Source organism: Thermomonospora cellulosilytica, from assembly GCF_014138835.1.
Lineage (GTDB): Bacteria > Actinomycetota > Actinomycetes > Streptosporangiales > Streptosporangiaceae > Thermomonospora > Thermomonospora amylolytica.
In genome coordinates, this window is record NZ_JACJII010000001.1 from 3,670,465 (window position 1) to 3,687,972 (window position 17,508).

16 protein-coding genes are annotated in these 17,508 nt (G+C 73.1%); 5 read left to right on the plus strand and 11 right to left on the minus strand.

Annotated elements, in window-relative coordinates; genetic code table 11:
- The first annotated feature begins 75 nt into the window (after positions 1–75).
- Genes HNR21_RS17325 through mug form a run of 3 tightly spaced genes read left to right on the plus strand, consistent with a single transcriptional unit; the run spans position 76 to position 2,471 of the window.
- Positions 76–1,032, plus strand: coding sequence for an ATP-binding cassette domain-containing protein (locus tag HNR21_RS17325; RefSeq protein ID WP_182706012.1), 957 nt, complete (start codon positions 76–78; stop codon positions 1,030–1,032).
- On the plus strand, positions 1,029–1,856 hold the full coding sequence (locus HNR21_RS17330) for an ABC transporter permease (protein ID WP_182706013.1): 828 nt from the start codon (positions 1,029–1,031) through the stop codon (positions 1,854–1,856). Before HNR21_RS17325 ends, HNR21_RS17330 begins: the two co-directional genes overlap by 4 nt.
- 54 nt (positions 1,857–1,910) lie before the next feature.
- The gene (mug, locus tag HNR21_RS17335; protein ID WP_182706014.1) at positions 1,911–2,471 is read left to right on the plus strand and encodes a G/U mismatch-specific DNA glycosylase; all 561 of its coding nucleotides are present in this window, start codon (positions 1,911–1,913) and stop codon (positions 2,469–2,471) included.
- Positions 2,472–2,483: 12 nt separating this feature from the next.
- On the opposite strand, the gene HNR21_RS17340 is transcribed toward mug, so the two are convergent.
- The 5 genes from HNR21_RS17340 to idi form a co-directional block, all read right to left on the minus strand.
- The gene (locus HNR21_RS17340) at positions 2,484–3,359 is read right to left on the minus strand and encodes an alpha/beta fold hydrolase (RefSeq protein ID WP_119731187.1); all 876 of its coding nucleotides are present in this window, start codon (positions 3,357–3,359) and stop codon (positions 2,484–2,486) included.
- A gap of 133 nt (positions 3,360–3,492) precedes the next feature.
- Positions 3,493–3,930, minus strand: a complete 438-nt coding sequence (locus HNR21_RS17345) for an ASCH domain-containing protein (protein ID WP_119731186.1) — start codon at positions 3,928–3,930, stop codon at positions 3,493–3,495.
- 228 nt (positions 3,931–4,158) lie between these two features.
- Positions 4,159–4,794 carry a class F sortase gene (locus HNR21_RS17350; protein ID WP_119731185.1) on the minus strand — a complete coding sequence of 212 codons (636 nt, stop codon included), beginning with the start codon at positions 4,792–4,794 and terminating at the stop codon, positions 4,159–4,161.
- Position 4,795: 1 nt separating this feature from the next.
- Positions 4,796–5,671 carry a hypothetical protein gene (locus tag HNR21_RS17355; RefSeq protein ID WP_182706015.1) on the minus strand — a complete coding sequence of 292 codons (876 nt, stop codon included), beginning with the start codon at positions 5,669–5,671 and terminating at the stop codon, positions 4,796–4,798.
- 112 nt (positions 5,672–5,783) lie between these two features.
- On the minus strand, positions 5,784–6,359 hold the full coding sequence (gene idi, locus HNR21_RS17360; RefSeq protein ID WP_182708689.1) for an isopentenyl-diphosphate Delta-isomerase: 576 nt from the start codon (positions 6,357–6,359) through the stop codon (positions 5,784–5,786).
- A gap of 158 nt (positions 6,360–6,517) precedes the next feature.
- On the opposite strand from idi, the gene dxs reads away from it, so the two are divergent.
- Positions 6,518–8,443, plus strand: coding sequence for a 1-deoxy-D-xylulose-5-phosphate synthase (gene dxs / locus HNR21_RS17365; RefSeq protein ID WP_182706016.1), 1,926 nt, complete (start codon positions 6,518–6,520; stop codon positions 8,441–8,443).
- A 36-nt stretch (positions 8,444–8,479) separates the two neighbouring features.
- Here dxs and HNR21_RS17370 read toward each other — a convergent pair whose 3' ends face one another.
- The 4 genes from HNR21_RS17370 to HNR21_RS17385 form a co-directional block, all read right to left on the minus strand.
- Complete coding sequence (locus tag HNR21_RS17370) at positions 8,480–9,838, minus strand: FAD-dependent oxidoreductase (RefSeq protein WP_119731182.1); 1,359 nt, start codon at positions 9,836–9,838, stop codon at positions 8,480–8,482.
- A gap of 67 nt (positions 9,839–9,905) precedes the next feature.
- Complete coding sequence (locus tag HNR21_RS17375) at positions 9,906–11,381, minus strand: amino acid permease (protein ID WP_182706017.1); 1,476 nt, start codon at positions 11,379–11,381, stop codon at positions 9,906–9,908.
- Between the two features lie 304 nt (positions 11,382–11,685).
- Positions 11,686–13,764: a 3-hydroxyacyl-CoA dehydrogenase NAD-binding domain-containing protein gene (locus HNR21_RS17380; protein ID WP_182706018.1), complete on the minus strand. Its 2,079-nt coding sequence runs from the start codon at positions 13,762–13,764 to the stop codon at positions 11,686–11,688.
- A complete protein-coding gene (locus HNR21_RS17385) occupies positions 13,761–14,963 on the minus strand; it encodes a thiolase family protein (RefSeq protein ID WP_182706019.1) in 1,203 nt (400 codons plus the stop codon). Before HNR21_RS17385 ends, HNR21_RS17380 begins: the two co-directional genes overlap by 4 nt.
- 238 nt (positions 14,964–15,201) lie before the next feature.
- On the opposite strand from HNR21_RS17385, the gene HNR21_RS17390 reads away from it, so the two are divergent.
- Positions 15,202–15,564, plus strand: coding sequence for a hypothetical protein (locus tag HNR21_RS17390; protein ID WP_182706020.1), 363 nt, complete (start codon positions 15,202–15,204; stop codon positions 15,562–15,564).
- A 48-nt stretch (positions 15,565–15,612) separates the two neighbouring features.
- Here HNR21_RS17390 and HNR21_RS17395 read toward each other — a convergent pair whose 3' ends face one another.
- A complete protein-coding gene (locus HNR21_RS17395) occupies positions 15,613–16,869 on the minus strand; it encodes a ribonuclease D (RefSeq protein ID WP_376766591.1) in 1,257 nt (418 codons plus the stop codon).
- A 19-nt stretch (positions 16,870–16,888) separates the two neighbouring features.
- Positions 16,889–17,500, minus strand: a complete 612-nt coding sequence (locus HNR21_RS17400; protein WP_119731176.1) for a DUF3000 domain-containing protein — start codon at positions 17,498–17,500, stop codon at positions 16,889–16,891.
- Positions 17,501–17,508: the final 8 nt, after the last annotated feature.

Consider the following 17,508-nt stretch of genomic DNA (forward strand, 5'->3'; position numbering starts at 1 on the left):
ACGGATTGACAACTCCGTACGGCGTACATATATTCGATCGGCCAACTCCGTACGGCGTATAGAGAAGGAGGGTCGATGGCCGATCTCGCGGTGCGCGCCGAGGGCGTGCGCAAGCGGTACGGCGGGGGGACCACCGCACTGGACGGGCTGGACCTCGCCGTGCCGGCCGGCACCGTGCACGGGCTGCTCGGACCCAACGGCGCGGGCAAGACCACCTGCGTGCGGATCCTGGCCACCCTGCTGGCCCTCGACGGCGGGCGGGCCGAGGTCGCCGGGCACGACGTGACCCGCCGGGCCGCGCAGGTCCGGCACCGGATCGGGCTGGTGGGCCAGCACGCCGCCGTGGACGAACTGCTCAGCGGGCGGCAGAACCTGGAGATGTTCGCCCGCCTGTACCACCTGCCCGCCCGGCGGGCCCGGCGCCGGGCGGCCGAACTGCTGGAACGGTTCGGCCTCCAGGACACCGGCGACAAGCCGGCCGGCGCCTACTCCGGCGGGATGCGGCGGCGGCTCGACCTCGCCGCCGGGATGATCATGGAGCCCGCGGTGCTGTTCCTCGACGAGCCCACCACCGGGCTGGACCCGCGCGGCCGCAGCGAGGTCTGGGCGGCGGTCCGCGCGCTCGCCGACACCGGCACCACCGTCCTGCTCACCACCCAGTACCTGGAGGAGGCCGACCGGCTGGCCGACCGGATCTCGGTGATCGACCACGGCCGGGTCGTCGCCGAGGGAACCCCCGACGAGCTGAAGTCACGGCTCGGCGCCGACCGCCTCGACGTCGTCGTGCGCGACCCGGCCGACCTGACCGCCGCCGCCGGGCTGCTGCACCGGCTGACGGGCGCGCAGGTCACCGCCGATGCCGACACCCGCCGGCTCGGCGTCCCGGCCGCCGAGCGGGTCGCCGTCCTCACCGAGGCCGTCCGCGCGCTGGACGCCGCGGGCATCGCCGTCGAGGACATCGCGATCCGCCGCCCCACCCTCGACGAGGTCTTCCTGCACCTGACCGCCGACCGCACCGAGGAGCCCGCATGACGTACGCGATCCCGGCCCCGCCCACCGGCCCGCTGTCCCGGCTGCGCTGGGCGCTGACCGACGGCTGGATCCTCACCCGCCGCGCCCTGGCGCACTGGGCGCGCAGCCCCGAGCAGCTGGTCATGTCGCTGGCGTTCCCGGTGCTGCTGGTGCTGATGTTCGGCTACCTGTTCGGCGGCCAGATGGCGGTGCCGGGCGGGGGGAGCTACCGGGAGTTCCTGATGCCCGGGATGTTCGCCATGACGATGACGTTCGGGGTGGAGACCACCTTCAGCGCCATCGCCGCCGACGCCTCCCGGGGCATCACCGACCGCTTCCGCTCGCTGCCGATGTCGTCGGCGGCCGTGGTGCTCGGCCGCGGCGCCGCCGACATGCTGAACTCGTGCCTGGCGCTGGTCGTCATGATCGCCACCGGCCTGGCGGTCGGCTGGCGCTGGCACGAGGGCGCGGCCGGTGCCCTGGCCGCCGTCGGCCTGCTGCTCCTGCTCCGCTTCGCCCTGCTGTGGATCGGCATCTACCTGGGCCTGGTCGCCAAGGGGCCGGAGATGCTGGTCGCCGTGCAGATCCTGGTGTGGCCGATCGGCTTCCTGTCCAGCGCCTTCGTCGACCCCGCCACCATGCCCGGCTGGCTGGGCGCCCTGGCCGAGTGGAACCCCCTGTCGGCCACCGTCACCGCCACCCGCGACCTGTTCGGCAGCCCGGGCCATGTCGCCGGCTCCTGGCCCGCCGACCACGCCCTGCTCCTGGCCCTCGCCTGGCCGCTGCTGCTGACCGCGGTCTTCCTGCCGCTGTCCGCGCACCGCTACCGCACCCTGTCCCGCTGACTCCGCTACCCTGTCCGCCCGTCGCACAGGAACGGGCGGACAGGGCGGGACGGGATGAAAAGGCCGACGAAGGCGGAACTGGAGGCGGCCCGGGACCGGGTGATCCAGGACGTGCTGCCGGTGGACGGGACGCCGTTGCGGGTGCTGTTCTGCGGGATCAACCCGGGGCTGTACTCGGGGGCCACGGGCTTCCACTTCGCGCGGCCCGGCAACCGGTTCTGGCCCGCGCTGTACCGGTCGGGGTTCACCGACCGGCTGCTGACGCCGGCGGAGGAATGGCTGCTGCCGTCGTACGGGCTCGGCATCACCAACCTGGCGGCGCGGACCACCGCGCGGGCCGACGAGCTGACCGCCGAGGAGCTGCGCGAGGGCGGGCGGCGGCTGGTCGAGCTGGTGGAACGGCACCGGCCGCGGTTCCTCGCGGTGGCCGGGGTGACCGCCTACCGGACGGCGTTCGGGATGCCGAAGGCGCAGATCGGACCGCGGCCGGAGACGATCGGCCCCGCGCGGGTGTGGGTCCTGCCCAACCCCAGCGGCCTGAACGCGAGCTGGCCGCTGGGCCGCATCGCGGAGGAGTTCGCCCGCCTCCGGGAGGCGGCCACCGACGAGGGCTGAGGCGGCCGGGGCCTAACGCCAGACGCGGTCCAGGAAGCCGTCGATGAGCGGGGCGATCTCCGGCAGCTTCTCCTCCAGCGCGAAGTGGCCGGTGTCGAACAGGTGCAGCTCGGCGTCCGGCAGGTCCCGCAGGTAGGCGCGGCCGCCGGGCTCGGGGAAGAAGGGGTCGTGCCGGCCCCACACGATCAGCGCCGGGGGCCGGTGCTCGCGCAGCCACGCCTGCCACCGCTCGTACCGCTCGACGTTGGCGCGGTAGTCGAAGGCCAGCGCCACCTGCGCCTCCTTGCGGCCCGGCAGGTCCAGGAAGTGCTGGTCCAGCGTCCATCCGTCCGGCGCGACCAGCTCCGGGTCGCCCACCCCGGTCTCGTACTGGCTCCGGGTGCCCTGCAGGGTCATCAGCTCGCGGACGGTCCGCTCGGCGCCGGGGACCTCGGGCCGCAGGGCGATGAAGTCGCGGGCCCCCTCCGACAGCCCCTCGGAGTAGGCGTTGCCGTTCTGGACGATCAGGCCGGCGATCCGTTCGGGCCGCCGCTCGGCCAGCCGGAAGCCCACCGGAGCGCCGAAGTCGAACACGTACATCACGAACCGGGTCAGGCCGAGCCGTTCCACGAAGCCCTCGACCACGTCGGCCAGCCGGTCGAAGCGGTACTCGAAGCCGTCCGGGACCTCGGTGTGCCCGAACCCGGGATAGTCCGGGGCGATCAGCCGGTGCCGGGCGCCGAGCGCGTCGACGAGCCGGCGGAACTGGTGCGAGGCCGAGGGGAACCCGTGCAGCAGCAGCGCCACCGGCGCGTCGTCCCGTTCGGGCACGGACTCGCGGTAGAAGACCCGCACGCCGTCGACGTCGAGGTGACGGTGGACCGTGCGGGCGATGACCGGGAACGTCATGGCGCATGCCTCCGGAGGTCGATGGGACGACCTCCGTTCTAACGAGACACGATCTAATGAGTCAATAGCTTTCTAACCATTAGATCAGGAGGGCATGGCCCGGCCCTGCGGCGCGGTCGGCGTTCCGGCGGGCTCAGTGCCCCTGTTCGGCGGCGGTGGTGGCCAGCATCTGGTGCACCTTGGCGACCAGGGACGGACGGGGCTCCCAGGGCTCCATCCGGCCGAGGGCGACGATGGGGCGGGGGAGCGCCCGCACGTTCGCCAGCCTCCAGTGGTGGGCGGACGGCTCGGCCCAGGGGCCGCAGTCGCAGTCCCCGCCCTGGACCGCCCGGCTGCAGACGCCGGACAGGTCGGCCAGGGCGATCACGGCGCCGAGGGTGGCCAGCGGGTCGCGGGGGTCCCAGCCCGCCGACCGGATCAGCGGGGAGTCGCAGGAGCCCAGGTCCACCCGCATGGAGGCGTGGATGAGCAGCGGGCCGCGGTAGGCGGTCGGCAGGGGATGGTTGTAGACGGTCTTGCCGCCTCGCGCGATGGCAAAGGCCCAGGGCTGCCGAACGCTGATCGCCTGCACGCGGGGTACCTCCGGGGATCGCTGAGGGGGCCGGTCCGGCGACACCGGCCGACCGTCCGATTTGTAGCCGATTACCTGGCTCGTCGCCACGCCCGCCCGGCGGACGGTAGCCGAACGTGGCCCTCCGGCGATGTGAAGCGCCGCCCTGACCACGGTGAACGAGTCAGTCAGGACCGGAGAAGAAATCTTTCTCACATTTGGCTGGACGGGGCAACCATGAACGCCCGGTCATTTCACCAGCCGGGTGAAGGCGATGACGTTCTCGGTGTAGTGCCCGGTCCGCGCGTCGAACGAGCCCCCGCAGGTGACCAGCCGCAACGCCGGATAGTCGATGTCCTCGGCGTAGATCAGCTCGCCGGGGAAGCGGCTCTTGGACACCCGCGCCATCTGCACCACGGCGAATCTGGCGACCGTTCCGTCCCGCCGCGTCACCTCGACCAGATCGCCCGGATACAACTCGGTGAGCCGGTGGAACACCGCGGGCCGCCGGTTGGCGTCCACATGCCCCAGGAGCACCGACGGCCCGGCCTCCCCGGGGGACGGGCCCTCCTTGTACCAGCCCGCCAGGTTCGGCCGGCTCAGCGGCGGCTCCTCGACCCTGCCGTCCGGGCGCAGCCCCAGTTGCGAGACCGGCGCCGACACCCCGAGCTTGGGGATCCGGATCGACACCGGCACCGACCGGCGCATCGGCCCGGCGTACGTCAGCCGCACCGGCAGTGGCGCCGCCGGGCCCGCCGAGCCGTTCCACGTCGGCACGCTCCGCGGGGGAGGGGCGGCGGCGGGCTCGGCGCCGCCGCATCCGGTCGCCAGGGCCGCCGCCAGCGCGACGGCCGCCCCGTGGACGGCGCGACGTCCGGGCCGCACGTCAGTCCTTCTCCACCGAACCCGCGGCGCGCCGCCGCCGCAGCGTCAGCACTCCGGTGCCGGCGGCGGCCAGCAGCACCGCGGCCGCACCGCCGTACGCCACCGCGCCCGGTCCCCGCTCCGCGACGCCGCCGCCGGTGTTGGGCGCGCCGACCGGGATCTTCGGGCCGCCCTCGCCCAGCGCCTCCTCGGCGGGCTCGGTGCTGTACTCCACATGCCCGTGCCCGGCGCAGGTGACCTTGATCTTCACGATGGACGGCAGCGTCTGGGCGAACGTCGCCGTCCCCTTGGAGACCTGCCCCTTCCTGGTGAACTCCGGCGCCTCGGCGAACGCCGCCGACTCCGCGGTGACGGTGGTCGGGCAGGTCACCGTGAAGCCCATCGTCCCGCCCGCGACCACCTTGCGCGTCGACAGCTTCACCTTGTCGAACCCGAACTCGAAGCCGCCCCCCGGCGAGGGGGAGCCGGTGGCCCCGCCGCCCGGTCCGCCGCCGGCCGACCCGGGAACGGTGATCTGCAGCGGGAACGTCTCCCCGCCGAGCCCTCCGCACCGGAACTCCGTCCGGTACGTCCGGCCCGCCTGCAGGTCCCTGCGGGTGCCGCCGATCGCCGTCCAGCCGTCGCCGTCCTCGGCCTTCTGGAACCCGGGGTCCTCGGCGAAGATCTCGTTGCGCAGCCCGCGCGAGGTCGGCGCCTGCTCGCAGCCGGTCACCTCGATCACCAGGTTGTAGCCCGGCCGGAAGCCCTCGGGGAACGTGGTGGTGGCCTTCGGCGCGGCCGGTGCGGCCTGCGCCCGGGCCGGCACGGTCGGGGCCAGCAGGGTCAGCGCCGCGGCCCCGCAGGCGGTGCCCGTCGCGGCGAGTCGGATGATGCGCATCGGTCCCCATCCTGTGCGGTGTGACGAGACGGCACGATCATGGCGGCTTAGTGAACCGCGAGTCTAGTAACGTCCGCCGCACCGCGCACGGGGAACCGCCGCGTACCGGCCCCTACCAGGACAGGGCGGGCGGCAGCCGGGACGGGTCGGCCGCCGGCCACTGCTCCGGCGCGCCCAGCGGGGCCAGCTGCGCCATCTGCATCCGGTACCACGGCGAGGCGTCCGGATCGTCGGCCAGCTTCAGGCACTCCTCCCAGGTCCGCCACTGGGCGTCGGCGACCTCGTCCGGGTTCGGCCGCGGCTCCCCGCCGGCCCAGCGGGCCCGGACGACCGGGCACCGTTCGTGCTCCACCACCCCGTCGGGAGCGGTCGCCCGGTAGTCGAACTCCGGCAGCACCAGCGTCAGATCCGTCACCGTCAGCCCCAGCTCGTCGCCGAGCCGCCGCGTCACCGCCTCGCGCAGCCCCTCCCCGGGGGCCGGGTGGCCGCAGCAGGTGTTGGTCCACACGCCCGGGAACGTCGCCTTGTCCAGCGCCCGCCGGGTGATCAGCACCCGCCCGGCGCCGTCGGTGACGTAGCAGGAGAACGCCAGGTGGTAAGGGGTGTCCTGATGGTGGCTGGCGGCCTTCGGCGCCGTGCCGATCGCCTCTCCGGCCGGATTGAGCAGAACGATCTCCTCGGTGGCCATGAGCGTGGGATCCCCCATCCGTGAGTGCGCTACGCCTGTCCCGGCCGATGGTTTCAGACCGCGGACCGGCGTGCGGCGCGCAAACCGGGATTAAACTCGGTGGCTCGTAGGCAAGATCCGGGGGCGGTGGGCGACCGCCTGGTGAAGGGGATGACGGCGTGGGAGTTCTTGAGTCGATCACCGGACCCGACGACCTCAAACGACTGGACTCCGCGGAGCTGCCCCGGCTGGCCGTCGAGATCCGCGACTTCCTGGTCGAGGCGGTCTCCCGGACCGGCGGCCACCTCGGCCCCAACCTCGGCGCCGTCGAGCTGACCATCGCGCTGCACCGGGTGTTCGACTCGCCCCGCGACAAGATCCTGTTCGACACCGGCCACCAGGCGTACGTGCACAAGCTGCTGACCGGCCGGCACGACTTCTCCCGGCTGCGCCGGCGCGGCGGGCTGTCGGGCTACCCCAGCCAGGCCGAGTCCGAGCACGACGTCATTGAGAACTCGCACGCCTCCACCGCCCTGTCGTACGCCGACGGGCTGGCCAAGGCGTTCGCGCTGCGCGGCGAGCACGACCGCGCGGTGGTCGCGGTGGTCGGCGACGGCGCGCTGACCGGCGGGATGTGCTGGGAGGCGCTGAACAACATCGCCGGCGGCCCGGACCGCCCGGTGATCATCGTGGTGAACGACAACGGCCGGTCCTACTCGCCGACCATCGGCGGGCTGGCCAGCCACCTGGCCGACCTGCGGGTCAGCCGCGGCTACGAGCGCGCCCTGGACATGATCAAGAAGACCGTGCCGCGGGCCCCGGTGGTCGGCCCGGTCGCCTACGAGGCCCTGCACGGCGTCAAGAAGGGCCTCAAGGACGTCTTCCAGCCGCAGGCGATGTTCGAGGACCTCGGCCTCAAGTACGTCGGCCCGATCGACGGGCACGACACCGAGGCGGTCGAGCACGCGCTGCGCCGCGCCCGCGGCTTCGGCGCCCCGGTGATCGTGCACTGCATCACCCGCAAGGGCTACGGCTACGCGCCCGCCGAGAACAACGAAGAGGACTGCATGCACGGCGGCGGGGCGTTCGACCCGGCCACCGGCAAGTCCGTCGCCAAGAGCGGCGGGGTCTCCTGGACCAGCGTGTTCAGCGACGAGATGGTGCGGATCGGCGCCGAGCGCCCCGACGTGGTCGGCATCACCGCCGCCATGCTGCACCCGGTCGGCCTGGCCGCGTTCGCCGAGGCGTACCCGGACCGGGTGTTCGACGTGGGCATCGCCGAGCAGCACGCCGTGACCTCGGCGGCCGGGCTGGCGATGGGCGGCCTGCACCCGGTGGTGGCGGTGTACGCCACGTTCCTGAACCGGGCGTTCGACCAGGTGCTGATGGACGTGGCGCTGCACCGGCAGGCGGTCACGTTCGTGCTGGACCGGGCCGGGGTGACCGGCGACGACGGGGCCAGCCACAACGGCATGTGGGACATGTCGATCCTGCAGCTGGTGCCCGGCCTGCGGATGGCGGTGCCGCGCGACGGCGCCCGGCTGCGCGAGCTGCTGCGCGAGTGCGTGGCGGTCGGCGACGCCCCCACCGCGCTGCGGTTCCCCAAGGGCTCGGTGGCCGCCGACATCGAGGCGATCGACCGGGCGGGCGGCATGGACGTGCTGGCCCGGCACACCGGCAGCAACGGCGCCCGGGTGCTGCTGGTGGCGGTCGGCGCGCTGGCCGGCACCGCGGTGGAGGTGGCCGGCCGGCTGGCCGCCCAGGGCATCGGCGTCACCGTGGTCGACCCGCGCTGGGTCAAGCCGCTGGACGAGGCGCTGCTCGCCGAGGCCCGCCGGCACACCATGGTCGCGGTGGTCGAGGACAACGGCCGGGTCGGCGCGGTCGGCGACGCGGTCGCCCGGCTGCTGCGCGACAACGAGGTCGACGTCCCGATCCGCACCTTCGGGATCCCGCAGGAGTTCCTCGACCACGCCTCCCGCGCCGAGATCCTCGCCGACATCGGCCTGACCCCGCAGGACCTGGCGCGCGAGATCACCGAGGCGGTGGCCCGCTCCGGCGAGGAGGACAAGGCCCGCCAGTCCGCCGCCGCCCCGGCCGACTGACCCCGCCGCTCCGGAGGCGCCCCGCTGACCGCTTGGTCAGCGGGGGTGGCAGGCCGCGCGCATGGCGTCCCAGTGGCCCAGCTTGACGCGTTCGCCGCGGTTCAGGCGGCGGGCCAGGTCCATCTCGGCGGCGTCCAGGTTGAGCCAGTCGGTGTAGGTGACGACCCGGCAGGCGCGGGACTCCAGCAGATCCTCGATGCGGCGCTGCGGGGGAGTGCGGCCGTCCTCGGCGGCCAGGTCGGCGAGCAGGTTGGCGACGGTCTCGGCGGCGTCGGACTTGTTGGTGCCGACCACCCCGGTCGGGCCGCGCTTGATCCAGCCCGCCACGTACTCGCGCGGCACCTGCGCCCCGGAGGCGTCGATGATCCGGCCGCCCTTGTTCGGCACCACGTGGGAGCGCTCGTCGAACGGCACGCCCGGCAGCGGAACGCTCTGGTAGCCCACCGAGCGGACCACCATCCCGACCGGCAGGGTCTCGAACTCGCCGGTGCCCCGCACCCGCCCGTTCTCGTCCAGCGCGGTCCGCTCCAGCCGCAGCGCCTCGACCCGCCCCGCACCGAGGATCTCCACGGGGGCCAGCCAGAACCGCACGTCGATCCGCCGCGGCTTGACGCCCGCCGGGGGCTCGGTCCACGCCTGCAGCACCTTGATGTTGCCGCGCACGTGCCGGTCCCGTTCGGCCAGCTCGGCCGAGGCCGGGTCCAGCTCCATGTCCTCGGGCCGCACGTGGATCTCCGCGTTGGCCAGCTCGCCGAGCTCGCGGGCCTCCTTGGTGGTGAACTTGGCCTGCGCCGGGCCGCGCCGCCCGATCAGGTGGACGCGCCGCACCCGGCTGGCCGCCAGCGCCTCGATCACGTGCTCGGGGACGTCGGTCTCGCGCAGCTCGTCGGCGCTCTTGGCGAGGATCCGCACCACGTCGACGGCCACGTTCCCCACCCCGACGACCGCGACCTCCTCCACCGACAGGTCGAAGGCGTGGTCGGCGGCGTCGGGATGCCCGCAGTACCAGTTGACGAAGTCGGTGGCGGCGACGCTGCCCGGCAGCTGCTCGCCGGGGACGCCCAGGTGCCGGTCCACCATCGCGCCGGTGCTGTAGATGACCGCGTCGTAGCAGTCCAGCAGCTCCTCGCGGGTGACGTCGGTGCCCAGCTCCACACAGCCGAAGAAGCGCACCGCCGGATGCTCCAGCACCCGCTGCAGGTACCGGGCGATCGACTTGATCGAGGTGTGGTCGGGGGCGACCCCGTACCGCACCAGGCCGTACGGCGACGGCAGCCGGTCCAGCACGTCCACCTGCACGTTCCCGTCGGTCTGCTTGACCAGAGCCTCGGCCGCGTACAGCCCGGCCGGGCCCGATCCGATCACCGCCACCCGCGTGTCAGCCATGCGCGCCATTGTGCACACCCCGCGTCCGGAAGGACACCGTGTCCAAAATCACCGTATCCGCGCGGCGTGTCGCTCGTCAGTCCCCCGGGGCCGGCGCCTTCGGTGCGGCCAGGCGGCTGTTGCGGTACCCGTAGGCGAAGTACAGGACCGCGCCGAGCACCAGCCAGCCGGCGAACCGCAGCCAGGTCTCCACCGGCAGGTTCAGCATCACGAACAGGCAGGCCAGCACCGACAGGATCGGCACCACCGGCACGAACGGGGTGCGGAAGGAGCGCGGCAGGTCGGGCCTGGTCCGCCGGAGCACCACGACCCCGATCGACACCAGCACGAACGCGAACAGCGTGCCGATGTTGACCAGCTCGGCCAGCTCCGACAGCGGGATCAGCCCGGCCAGGACCGCCACCACGACCCCGACCAGGATCGTCGTGCGGTACGGGGTGCGGAACCGCGGATGCACCGCCGACAGCCACTGCGGCAGCAGCCCGTCCCGGCTCATCGCGAAGAACACCCGGCTCTGCCCGAGCAGCAGGATCAGCACCACGGTGGTCAGCCCGGCGATCGCCCCGACGCTGATCAGGGTGGCCGCCCAGGACTGCCCGACCGCCTTGAACGCGTCGGCCAGCGGGGCGTCCTGGCTGAGCCGGCTGTAGTTCTGCATCCCCACCACGACCAGCGACACCGCCACGTACAGGACGGTGCACACCGCCAGCGAGCCGATGATGCCGATCGGCAGGTCGCGCTGCGGCCGGCGGGACTCCTCGGCCGCCGACGCGACGATGTCGAAGCCGATGTAGGCGAAGAAGACCACCGCGACCGCGGCGAAGATCCCCAGCCAGCCGAAGCTCACCGGCGGCACCCCGAACAGCACCTGGATCAGCGGCGCCTTGAGCCCCTCGGTGGCCGGGTTCTCCTGGGAGGGCGGGATGAACGGCGTGTAGTTCTCGGCCCTGACGAAGAACAGCCCCGCCACGATCACCAGCAGGATCACCGCGACCTTGATCGCCACCACGATCTCGTTGAACCGCGAGGAGATCTTGATCCCCAGCACCAGCACCACGGTGACCACCAGCACGACGAACACCGCCGGGAGGTTGAAGACGGCGTCCTCGCCCGCCAGGTTGTCCGGCAACGGTATGCCCATCGTGGTCAGCAGCGACTGGGCGTACCCCGACCAGCCGACCGCGACCACGGCGGCGGCCAGCGCCAGCTCCAGGATCAGGTCCCACCCGATGATCCAGGCGGGGAACTCGCCGAACGTGGCGTAGGAGAACGTGTACGCCGATCCCGCCACCGGCACGGTCGAGGCGAACTCGGCGTAGCACAGGGCGGCCAGCGCGCAGGCGATCGCGGCGAACGCGAACGAGAACGCCACCCCCGGCCCCGCGTAGTCCCGGGCGACCCGCCCGGTCAGCACGAAGATCCCGGTTCCGATGACCACCCCGACGCCGAAGACCACCAGGTCCGTGGCGGTCAGATCCCGCTTCAGCCGGTGCCCGGGCTCCTCGGTGTCCCGGATCGACTGCTCGACGGGCTTGGTACGCAACAGGCTCACGTGAACCCCCGGCAGACGCGACAGTGAGGTAGGGATCACCGCTGGTCACCCGTCCAAACCCGGCTCCGGTATCCGGTCCGCCGCCCTTTCCGTTAATGATCTACAACGTAAAGGCGATGGCCGTGACCAGATGAACCGCCTGCTGTGAGCGGTCACCGTGCGGGCAGGAGGAGAGCAGCCGTCCCCTGCCCGCACGGGCGTTCGATCGGTGCGGACCACCGCGGCTCCGGCGGAGCGAGGATGGTCCGCACCGAACGGGGTCGCCCCCGCAAGGAGGGTGCGCGGAGACGACCCCGCGCACCGGTCAGGCCGGCAGGGAGGCGATCCCCGGCTCGAGGAAGCGGCGGCCGGTGACCCGCTCGGACACGCCGGTGCGGTCCAGGTACGGGGTGACGCCGCCCAGGTGGAACGGCCAGCCCGCGCCCAGGATCATGCACAGGTCGATGTCCTGCGGCTCGGCGACCACGCCCTCGTCCAGCATGATCCGGATCTCCTCGGCGAGGGCCTCGACCGCGCGGCGCAGCACCTCCTCCTCGGTGGAGGGGCTGGTGCCGCCGGAGAAGATCTCCACCACCTCGGGGTCGAGGGTGAAGTCGGGGCGGTAGACGCCCTTCTTGCCCGCGGCGACCATCTTGGCCAGGTTGTCCGACAGCGGGAACCGGTCCGGGAAGGCCGCGTGCAGGGTCTCGTTGACGTGCAGCGCGATCGCCGGGCCGACCAGGCCCATCAGCACGAACGGCGGCATCGGCAGGCCCAGCGGCGCGGCGGCGCGCTCGGCCACCTCGATCGGGGTGCCCTCGTCGACCGCCTTGACGATCTCGGCCAGCAGCCGCAGCAGGATCCGGTTGACCACGAACGCCGGGGCGTCCTTGACCAGCACGCAGGACTTCTTGAGCTGCCTGCCGACCGCGAACGCGGTGGCCAGCGTCGCGTCGTCGGTGCGCTCGCCGCGGACGATCTCCAGCAGCGGCAGCACCGCGACCGGGTTGAAGAAGTGGAAGCCCACCACCCGCTCGGGATGCCTGAGCTTGGCCGCCATCTCGGTGACCGACAGCGAGGAGGTGTTGGTGGCCAGCACGCACTCGGCCGACACCACCGCCTCGACCTCGGCGAACACCTGCTGCTTGACCGACATCTCCTCGAAGACGGCCTCGATCACGAAGTCGGCGTCGGCGAAGGCGTCCTTGGTCAGCGACCCGGTGATCAGCGACTTGAGCCGGGACGCCTTGTCGGCGGACACCCGGCCCTTCTCGGCCAGCTTGTCGATCTCGGCGTGCGCGTAGCCGACGCCCTTGTCCAGCCGCTCCTGGTCCAGGTCGGTCAGCACGACCGGGACCTCCAGCCGGCGGGCGAACAGCAGCGCGAGCTGGCTGGCCATCAGGCCCGCGCCGACCACGCCGACCTTGGTGACCTTGCGGGCCAGCGCCTTGTCCGGCGCCCCGGCGGGCCGCTTGGCGCGCTTCTGGGTCAGGTCGAACGCGTACAGCCCGGCGCGCAGCTCGTCGCTCATGATGAGGTCGGCCAGCGCCTCGTCCTCGGCGGCGAAGCCCTCGTCGCGGGTGGCGGTCCTGGCGGCGGCGACCAGCTCCAGCGCCCGGTGCGGGGCGGCCTGCGGCTTGTTCAGCAGCGCGAACCGGGCGTTCTCGACGGCCTTGTCCCAGGACTCGCCCCGGTCGATCTGCGGACGGCGGACCGTGACCTCGCCCTTGACCACCCGGGCGGCCCAGGCCAGCGACTCCTCCAGGAAGTCGGCGGCGTCGAACATCGCGTCGGCGATGCCCAGCCCGTACGCCTGCCGGCCGTTGATCGTCTTGTTGTTGGCCAGCGGGTTCTCGATGATGACCTTGAGGGCCTTCTCCGGGCCGATCAGGTTGGGCAGCAGGTAGGTGCCGCCCCAGCCGGGCACCAGCCCCAGGAAGGTCTCCGGCAGCGCCACCGCCGGGACGTTCGCGGAGATGGTCCGGTAGGTGCAGTGCAGCGCCACCTCGACGCCGCCGCCCATCGCCGCGCCGTTGACGAACGCGAACGACGGGACGTCCAGTTCGCCGAGCCGCCGGAACACGTCGTGCCCCAGCCTGGCGATGGCCAGCGCCTGCTCCCGCTCGGTGATCAGCGGCACGCCCTTGAGGTCGGCGCCGACCGCGAAGATGAACGGCTTGCCGGTGACGCCCACCGCCACGATGTCGTCGCGGGCGGCGACCGCGTCCAGCGCCTCGTTCAGCGCCAGCAGCCCGTTCGGGCCGAAGGTGCTGGGCTTGGTGTGGTCGTGGCCGTTGTCCAGGGTGATCAGCGCCATGGTGCCGGCGCCGTACGGCAGGGCCACGTCCCGGACGAGGGCCCTGGTGACGACCTCGTCGGTGAACAGGTCCTTGATGTCGCTCACTTGGCGCCCTCCCAGGCGAGGTTCTCCCAGAGCACGGTGCCGCCCATGCCCATGCCGACGCACATGGTGGTGATCCCGTACCGGACGTCGGGACGCTCGGCGAACAGCCGCGAGAGCTGGTTCATCAGCCGGACCCCGGAGGAGGCCAGCGGGTGGCCCAGCGCGATCGCGCCGCCCCACGGGTTGACCCGCGGGTCGTCGTCGGCGATCTTGAAGTGCTCCAGGAACGCCAGCACCTGCACCGCGAACGCCTCGTTGATCTCGATGAGGCCGATGTCGTCCATGGTCAGGGAGTTGCGGGCGAGCAGCCGCTCGGTGGCCGGCACCGGGCCGACGCCCATCACCTCCGGCTCGACCCCGGCGAACGCGTAGTCCACCAGCCGCATCCGGGCGGTCAGCCCCAGCTCGGCGGCGACCTCCTCGGCGGCCAGCAGGCAGGCGGTGGCGCCGTCGTTGAGCCCGGCGGCGTTGCCCGCGGTGACCTTGCCGCCCACCCGGAACGGGGTCTTGAGCCCGGCCAGGTCCTCCAGGGTGGTGCCGGGCCGCGGCGGCTCGTCCTCGGTGGCCAGCCCCCAGCCCTTCTCGGCGGAGCGGATCGCGGTCGGCACCAGGTCCGGCTGGATCTTGCCGGCCGCGTAGGCGGCGGCGACCTTCTGCTGGCTGCGCACCGCGTAGGCGTCCGCGCGCTCCTTGGTGATCTGCGGGAACCGGTCGTGCAGGTTCTCCGCGGTGGCGCCCATCACCAGCGCGGACGGGTCGACCAGCTTGTCGGCCAGGAACCGCGGGTTGGGGTCGACGCCCTCGCCCATCGGGTGCCGGCCCATGTGCTCGACGCCCCCGGCGATCGCCACGTCGTAGGCCCCGAACGCGATGCCCGCGCCCGTGGTGGTGACGGCGGTCATGGCACCGGCGCACATCCGGTCGATGGCGTAGCCCGGAACGCTCTTGGGCAGCCCGGCCAGCACGGCGGCCGAGCGGCCGATGGTCAGCCCCTGGTCCCCGGTCTGCGTGGTGGCGGCGATGGCGACCTCGTCGACGCGCTCGGGAGGCAGCGACGGATTGCGCCGCAGCAGTTCCCGGATCGCGCGGACCACCAGGTCGTCGGCGCGGGTCTCGGCGTACAGGCCCTTGGGGCCCGCCTTGCCGAACGGAGTGCGGACGCCGTCGACGAACACGACGTCACGTGCGGTACGCGGCACGGCCGTTTCCCCTCCCAGTACGAAGGAACGAGGTGTTGAGCCTCGTGCCCGCCGGCGCGGCGGACGGGCACGAGTACCCACGAAACGGATGCTACTCGCGGGTAACGAAGAATGCTACTCGTCAGTAACCACTGACCCGGAGCGTCCCGCACCCGAACGACCGATGTCCGCGACCCCCCGGCCAAGGCATCATGGGATCAAGGTCACACCCCACCGACGACGCCGGGAGCCGACCGCCGTGCCCGTGCCCCGCCAGCTCCGCGAACGCTGCCGCGACTTCCTCGGCCTCACCGAGGAGATCCGCTACATCTTCCCCGCCCTGCTGGCCGGCGGCGGAGCGCACTTCGTCTTCGTCGTCACCGACGGTGCCATCACCGTGGTCACCACCGGCGTCTTCAGCCGGACCACCCCCAAGGCGGTCTGGGGCACCTACCCCCGCCGCACCCGCATCGGCCCCGTCGACACCGGCGCCGGCGCCTTCTTCACCTTCGCCGGCAACGACTTCGAACTCGACGACGAGTACATCCCGGTCGTCAACGCCGCCGACGCCGAGATCTTCGCCCGGGAAACCCTCCCCGAGGACCCCCTGCCCGAGTTGTGATGTGGGGGGGACGACCCCCACACCCCAGGCCGAATCCCGAAGACGGCGTTACAACTCGCCCTTCGCCTCCAGGCGGATGAGGGCTTTGGCGAGGGGGGTGGCCACCAGGCGGACCTGCCAGTCGCGGGCGCCGAGGGCGCGCAGGGCGCCGCCGATGGTGGCGGGGGTGACCTCGGCGGGGGGCGACCAGGCCAGACGGCGGACGACGTCGGGCTGCAGCAGGTTCTCGGCGGGCATGGTGTGCTCGTCGGCGAGGGCGGCGACGACGGTCCGGGCGGCGGACAGGCGCTTGGCGGCCTCGGGGTCGCGCTCGGCCCAGCGGTGGGTGGGGGGCGGGCCGTCGCCGGGCTGGCTGGGGACGGGCAGCTCGGCGTCGGGGAGGGCGCGGGCGCGGTTCACGGCGCGCAGCCACACCGACTGGTGGCGGCGGGCGCCGCGGTTGCGCATCGACGACAGGGACAGCAGCTCGGCCGGGGTCTTGGGCATCTCCAGGGCGAGCTGGACGATCGCGGCGTCCGGCAGGACCCGGCCGGGGGACAGGTCGCGTTCGCGGGCCAGCCGGTCGCGGGCCTCCCACACCTCGCGGACCACCGCGAGCTGGCGGCGGCCCCGCACCCGGTGGACCCCGGAGGTGCGGCGCCACGGGTCGGGGCGCGGCGCCTTGGGCGGGGTGGCCAGGATCGCGGCGAACTCCTCCAGCGCCCACTCCAGCTTCCCGGCGCGTTCCAGCTCGCCCGCCAGCGCGTCGCGCAGCTCGATCAGCAGCTCCACGTCCAGCGCCGCGTACCGCAGCCAGTCCTCCGGCAGCGGACGGGTGGACCAGTCGGCGGCCGAGTGCCCCTTCTCCAGCGCGTACCCGAGCACCTCGCGCACCATCGAGCCCAGCCCGACCTTGGGATAGCCCAGCAGCCGCCCGGCCAGCTCGGTGTCGAACAGCCGCCGCGGCCGCAGTCCCACCTCGGCCAGGCACGGCAGGTCCTGCCCGGCGGCGTGCAGCACCATCTCCGCGTCGGCCAGCGCCGCGTCCAGCCCGGACAGGTCGGGGCAGGCGACCGGGTCGATCAGCGCGGTGCCCGCCCCCTGCCGGCGCAGCTGCACCAGATAGGCGCGCTGGCCGTAGCGATAACCCGAAGCCCGCTCGGCGTCGACCGCGACCGGGCCGGTGCCCGCAGCGAACATCTCGATGACGCGTTCCAGAGCGGCGTCGTCGGCGACGACCGGGGGGATGCCCTCGCGGGGGTTCAGCAGCGGTACCGCGTCGGCACCGGCGCTCTCGGAGGCGGCTTCGGTTTCAGACACTCCCACGAGCCCTACCGTACGCCGTCTACGGGCGTGCACCACCGGATCGGTCCGGCAGCGCGCTGACCCCCGCCGGGGGCAGGCCCGCCGCCGTGCACATCACCTCGCACCAGGCCGTCACATGGCCGGTCAGGTCGTCTCCGGTCGGCGACCAGGAGGCGCGGATCTCCAGCTCGGTCGTCGACGGGTCGTCCCGTTTGGCGCCGAAGCTCTCCGACACCGCCCGGGTGATGGTGCCGGAGGCGTCGGCGTACCCGGCGGCCTCCAGCGCCTCGGTCAGCCAGCTCCACGCCACGCTGCCGATCAGCTCGTCGGAGGCGATCTCCGGCTCCAGGTCCGCCTGGATGTAGGCGACCACCCGGAACCCGCTGGTCCAGCCGTCCCGGCCGTCCGGGTCGTACAGCACGATCAGCCGTCCGCCGGCGACCTCGTCGCCGTCGCGGACCACCGAGCCCTCCAGCGCCGCCGCGTACGGCGCCAGCCGCTGCGGGGCCGGCATCTCGGCCAGTTGCAGCTCCGGCCGGATCGGCTCGCCGGACAGGATCGCCTGCAGGGTGGCCACCGCCCGCCGGAACGGGGCGGGCCCGGCGGGTTCGGCGGATTCGGTGGCCGCGCCGGGCGGCCGCCCGGCGGTCATGTCGGGCC